Genomic DNA, 238 nt, shown 5'->3' with positions numbered 1-238 from the left:
ATCACGACCGGCGGCGGGTTCTCGAACTGCGAGGCGATGAGGAAGATCAGCGGGATGCCGGGGATCACCAGGAACACGTGGGTCAGGGCCGACAGCGATTCGCTCTTCCAGCCGCGCACGTAGCCGGCGCTCACACCGCTCGTGATCGCGATGATCGTGGCGATGTACGCCGCGGGGAAGCCGACGACGTTCACGCCGCGGGTGCCGTAGCTGATCTGGCTCAGCACGTCTTCGCCCA

Annotated in this window: 1 pseudogene; it reads right to left on the bottom strand. The window is 66.4% G+C overall.

Annotation, left to right across the window (positions count from 1 at the left end):
• Positions 1 to 238 (bottom strand): annotated as a pseudogene (locus KVS71_RS18695) (ABC transporter permease); the annotation flags it as partial.

The organism is Microbacterium sp. GbtcB4 (assembly GCF_019091465.1).
In the GTDB taxonomy this organism is placed as follows: Bacteria; Actinomycetota; Actinomycetes; order Actinomycetales; family Microbacteriaceae; genus Microbacterium; species Microbacterium paraoxydans.
The sequence above is the reverse complement of the archived record's forward strand: the minus strand, read 5'-3'. Positions and strand labels throughout refer to the sequence as shown.